At 43.0% G+C, this 6273-nt stretch carries 1 protein-coding gene; it reads left to right on the top strand.

All coding sequences use genetic code 11. From position 1 onward, the window contains the following. Nucleotides 1–6273: beta strand repeat-containing protein (locus MM214_RS18770; protein WP_241297716.1), on the top strand; the 6273-nt coding region annotated here is incomplete at both ends.

Below are 6273 nucleotides of genomic sequence, written 5' to 3'. Positions count from 1 at the left end.
CAAACACCCCAGCAGGTACTTATGAGCTAGAATACAGGATTTGCGAAAATCTTAACCCTAGCAACTGTTCAACGGCCATTGCAACAGTTACTGTGGAAGCAGCACCGATAGTTGCGAATCCAGATGATTTTGATTCCATCAATGGTAGAACAGGAGGCACCACAGCAAGTGTCTTGATCAACGATACCTTGAATGGAGATCCAGTAAATCCTGCGGATGTTACTTTGAGCTTGGTAGATGGAGATTCTGAATTGACCTTGAACTCTGATGGAACAATATCCATTGCACCAAACACTCCAGCAGGCACTTATGAGTTAGAATACAGGATTTGTGAGAATCTTAATTCGGGCAACTGTTCAACGGCCATTGCAACAGTTACTGTGGAAGCTGCTCCGATAGTTGCGAATCTAGATGATTTTGATTCCATTAATGGCAGAACAGGAGGTACCACAGCAAGTGTCTTGATCAACGATACCTTGAATGGTATTCAAGTGAATCCAGCTGATGTTACTTTGAGCTTGGTAGATGGAGATTCTGAATTGACCTTGAACTCTGATGGAACAATTGGAATAGCAGCAAACACCCCAGCAGGCACTTATGAGCTAGAATACAGGATTTGCGAAAACCTTAACCCTAGCAATTGTTCAACAGCCATTGCAACAGTTACTGTGGAAGCAGCACCGATACTTGCGAATCCAGATGACTTTGATTCCATCAATGGCAGAACAGGAGGCACCACAGCAAGTGTCTTGATCAATGACACTTTGAATGGTACTCCAGTGAATCCAGCAGATATTACTTTGAGCTTGGTAGATGGAGATTCTGAATTGACCCTAAATGCAAATGGTACAATATCAGTTTTACCAAACACCCCAGCAGGCATTTATGAGTTAGAATACAGCATTTGTGAGAATCTTAATTCGGGTAACTGTTCAACGGCTATTGCAACAGTTACTGTGGAAGCAGCTCTGATAGTTGCGAATCCAGATGACTTTGATTCCATCAATGGTAGAACAGGAGGCACTACAGCGAGCGTTTTGATCAATGACACTTTGAATGGTATTCAAGTGAATCCAGCAGATGTTACTTTGAGCTTGGTAGATGGAGATTCTGAATTGACACTCAATGCAAATGGAACAATAACCATTGCGCCAAACACCCCAGCAGGCACTTACGAACTAGAATACAGGATTTGCGAAAACCTTAATCCAAGCAATTGTTCAACGGCTATTGCAACAGTTACTGTGGAAGCAGCTCCGATAATTGCGAATCCAGATGATTTTGATTCCATCAATGGTAGAACAGGAGGCAATACAGCAAGTGTCTTGATCAACGATACCTTGAATGGAGCGATAGTGAATCCAGCTGATGTTACTTTGAGCTTGGTAGATGGAGATTCTGAATTGACGCTCAATGCAGATGGTACAATAACCATTGCACCAAACACCCCAGCAGGTACTTATGAGCTAGAATACAGGATTTGTGAGAATCTTAACCCAAGCAACTGTTCAACGGCTATTGCAACAGTTACTGTGGAAGCAGCACCGATACTTGCGAATCCAGATGATTTTGATTCCATCAATGGTAGAACAGGAGGCACTACAGCAAGTGTCTTGATCAACGATACCTTGAATGGAGCGATAGTGAATTCAACTGATGTTACTTTGAGCTTGGTAGATGGAGATTCTGAATTGACCCTAAATGCAAATGGAACAATAACCATTGCAGCAAACACCCCAGCAGGCACTTATGAGCTAGAATACAGGATTTGTGAGAATCTTAACCCTAGCAACTGTTCAACAGCCATTGCAACGGTTACTGTGGAAGCAGCACCGATACTTGCGAATCCAGATGATTTTGATTCCATCAATGGTAGAACAGGAGGCAATACAGCAAGTGTCTTTATCAATGACACTTTGAATGGTATTCAAGTGAATCCTACCGATGTTACTTTGACTCAGGTGGATCCAGATCCATCATCTCCATTGACGCTCAATGCAAATGGAACAATATCAGTTTCACCAAACACCCCATCAGGCACTTATGAGCTAGAATACAGGATTTGTGAGAATCTTAACCCATGCAACTGTTCAACGGCCATTGCAACAGTTACTGTGGAAGCTGCTCCGATAGTTGCGAATCCAGATGACTTTGATTCCATCAATGGTAGAACAGGAGGCACTACAGCGAGCGTTTTGATCAATGACACTTTGAATGGTATTCAAGTGAATCCAGCAGATGTTACTTTGAGCTTGGTAGATGGAGATTCTGAATTGACACTCAATGCAAATGGAACAATATCCATTGCACCAAACACCCCAGCAGGCCCTTATGAGCTAGAATACAGGATTTGTGAGAATCTTAACCCAAGCAACTGTTCAACGGCCATTGCAACAGTTACTGTGGAAGCAGCTCCGATACTTGCGAATCCAGATGACTTTGATTCCATCAATGGCAGAACAGGAGGCACCACAGCAAGTGTCTTGATCAATGACACTTTGAATGGAGCGATAGTGAATCCAACTGATGTTACTTTGAGCTTGGTAGATGGAGATTCAGAATTGACGCTCAATGCAAATGGAACAATAACCATTGCGCCAAACACCCCAGCAGGCACTTACGAACTAGAATACAGGATTTGCGAAAACCTTAATCCAAGCAATTGTTCAACGGCTATTGCAACAGTTACTGTGGAAGCAGCTCCGATAATTGCGAATCCAGATGATTTTGATTCCATCAATGGCAGAACAGGAGGCACCACAGCAAGTGTCTTGATCAATGACACTTTGAATGGTACTCCAGTGAATCCAGCAGATATTACTTTGAGCTTGGTAGATGGAGATTCTGAATTGACCCTAAATGCAAATGGTACAATATCAGTTTTACCAAACACCCCAGCAGGCACTTATGAGTTAGAATACAGCATCTGCGAAAACCTTAATCCAAGCAACTGTTCAACAGCCATTGCAACAGTTACTGTGGAAGCAGCACCGATAGTTGCGAATCCAGATGATTTTGATTCCATCAATGGTAGAACAGGAGGCACTACAGCAAGTGTCTTGATCAACGATACCTTGAATGGAGCGATAGTGAATTCAACTGATGTTACTTTGAGCTTGGTAGATGGAGATTCTGAATTGACCCTAAATGCAAATGGAACAATAACCATTGCAGCAAACACCCCAGCAGGCACTTATGAGCTAGAATACAGGATTTGTGAGAATCTTAACCCTAGCAACTGTTCAACAGCCATTGCAACGGTTACTGTGGAAGCAGCACCGATACTTGCGAATCCAGATGATTTTGATTCCATCAATGGTAGAACAGGAGGCAATACAGCAAGTGTCTTGATCAACGATACCTTGAATGGAGTGATAGTGAATCCAGCAGATATTACTTTGAGCTTGTTAGATGGAGATTCTGAATTGACACTCAATGCAAATGGTACAATAACCATTGCAGCAAACACCCCAGCAGGCACTTATGAGTTAGAATACAGGATTTGTGAGAATCTTAACCCTGGTAACTGTTCAACGGCTATTGCAACAGTTACTGTGGAAGCAGCACCGATACTTGCGAATCCAGATGACTTTGATTCCATCAATGGCAGAACAGGAGAAATTACAGCAAGTGTCTTGATCAACGATACCTTGAATGGAGCGATAGTGAGTCCAACCGATGTTACTTTGACTCAGGTGGATCCTGACCCATCATCTCCATTGACGTTGAACGCAAATGGTACAATAACCATTGCACCAAACACCCCAGCAGGTACTTACGAGCTAGAATACAGGATTTGTGAGATACTTAATCCGGGTAACTGTTCAACGGCTATTGCAACAGTTACTGTGGAAGCAGCTCCGATAATTGCGAATCCAGATGACTTTGATTCCATCAATGGCAGAACAGGAGGCACTACAGCAAGTGTCTTGATCAACGATACCTTGAATGGAGCGATAGTGAATTCAACTGATGTTACTTTGAGCTTGGTAGATGGAGATTCTGAATTGACCCTAAATGCAAATGGAACAATATCCATTGCACCAAACACTCCAGCAGGTACTTATGAGCTAGAATACAGGATTTGTGAGATACTTAATCCAGGTAACTGTTCAACGGCTATTGCAACAGTTACTGTGGAAGCAGCACCGATACTTGCGAATCCAGATGATTTTGATTCCATCAATGGCAGAACAGGAGGCACTACAGCAAGTGTCTTGATCAACGATACCTTGAATGGTACTCCAGTGAATCCAGCAGATATTACTTTGAGCTTGGTAGATGGAGATTCAGAATTGACGCTCAATGCAGATGGTACAATAACCATTGCACCAAACACCCCAGCAGGCACTTACGAGCTAGAATACAGGATTTGTGAGAATCTTAATTCAGGTAACTGTTCAACGGCTATTGCAACAGTTACTGTGGAAGCAGCACCGATACTTGCGAATCCAGATGACTTTGATTCCATCAATGGTAGAACAGGAGGCACTACAGCAAGTGTCTTTATCAATGACACTTTGAATGGTATTCAAGTGAATCCAACCGATGTTACTTTGACTCAGGTGGATCCAGATCCATCATCTCCATTGACCTTGAACCCTGATGGAACAATTGGAATAGCACCAAACACTCCATCAGGCATTTATGAGCTAGAATACAGGATTTGTGAGATACTTAATCCGGGTAACTGTTCAACGGCTATTGCAACAGTTACTGTGGAAGCTGCTCCGATAGTTGCGAACCCTGACAACTTTGATTCCATCAATGGTAGAATAGGAGGCACTACAGCAAGTGTCTTGATCAACGATACCTTGAATGGAGCGATAGTGAATCCAGCAGATGTCACTTTGACTCAGGTGGATCCAGATCCATCATCTCCATTGACGCTCAATGCAAATGGAACAATATCAGTTTCACCAAACACCCCAGCAGGCACTTATGAGCTAGAATACAGGATTTGTGAGAATCTTAATTCGGGCAACTGTTCAACGGCCATTGCAACAGTTACTGTGGAAGCAGCACCGATAGTTGCGAATCCAGATGACTTTGATTCCATCAATGGCAGAACAGGAGGCACCACAGCAAGTGTATTGATCAACGATACTTTGAATGGAGATCCAGTGAATCCTGCGGATGTTACTTTGAGCTTGGTAGATGGAGATTCTGAATTGACCTTGAACCCTGATGGAACAATTGGAATAGCACCAAACACCCCATCAGGCACTTATGAGTTAGAATACAGGATTTGTGAGAATCTTAATGCAGGTAATTGTTCAACGGCTATTGCAACAGTTACAGTGGAAGCTGCTCCGATAGTTGCGAATCCAGATGACTTTGATTCCATCAATGGTAGAACAGGAGGCACCACAGCAAGTGTCTTGATCAACGATACCTTGAATGGTACTCCAGTGAATCCTGCGGATGTTACTTTGAGCTTGGTAGATGGAGATTCTGAATTGACACTCAATGCAAATGGTACAATATCAGTTTTACCAAACACCCCAGCAGGCACTTATGAGCTAGAATACAGGATTTGTGAGAATCTTAATTCGGGCAACTGTTCAACAGCCATTGCAACAGTTACTGTGGAAGCAGCTCCGATAGTTGCGAATCCAGATGACTTTGATTCTATCAATGGCAGAATAGGAGGCACCACAGCAAGTGTCTTGATCAATGACACTTTGAATGGTACTCCAGTGAATCCAGCAGATATTACTTTGAGCTTGGTAGATGGAGATTCTGAATTGACACTCAATGCAAATGGTACAATAACCATTGCAGCAAACACCCCAGCAGGCACTTATGAGCTAGAATACAGCATCTGCGAGATACTTAATCCGGGTAACTGTTCAACGGCCATTGCAACAGTTACTGTTGAAGCAGCACCGATACTTGCGAATCCAGATGATTTTGATTCCATCAATGGCAGAACAGGAGGCACTACAGCAAGTGTCTTGATCAACGATACCTTGAATGGAGTGATAGTGAATCCAGCTGATGTTACTTTGAGCTTGGTAGATGGAGATTCTGAATTGACCTTGAACTCTGATGGAACAATTGGAATAGCAGCAAACACCCCAGCAGGCACTTATGAGCTAGAATACAGGATTTGCGAAAACCTTAACCCTAGCAATTGTTCAACAGCCATTGCAACAGTTACTGTGGAAGCAGCACCGATAGTTGCGAATCCAGATGACTTTGATTCCATCAATGGCAGAACAGGAGGCACCACAGCAAGTGTCTTGATCAACGATACCTTGAATGGTACTC

The sequence above is a fragment of the Belliella kenyensis genome (genome assembly GCF_022549675.1).
Lineage (GTDB): Bacteria > Bacteroidota > Bacteroidia > Cytophagales > Cyclobacteriaceae > Belliella > Belliella kenyensis.
This window is presented reverse-complemented; position numbering and strand designations above follow the sequence as displayed.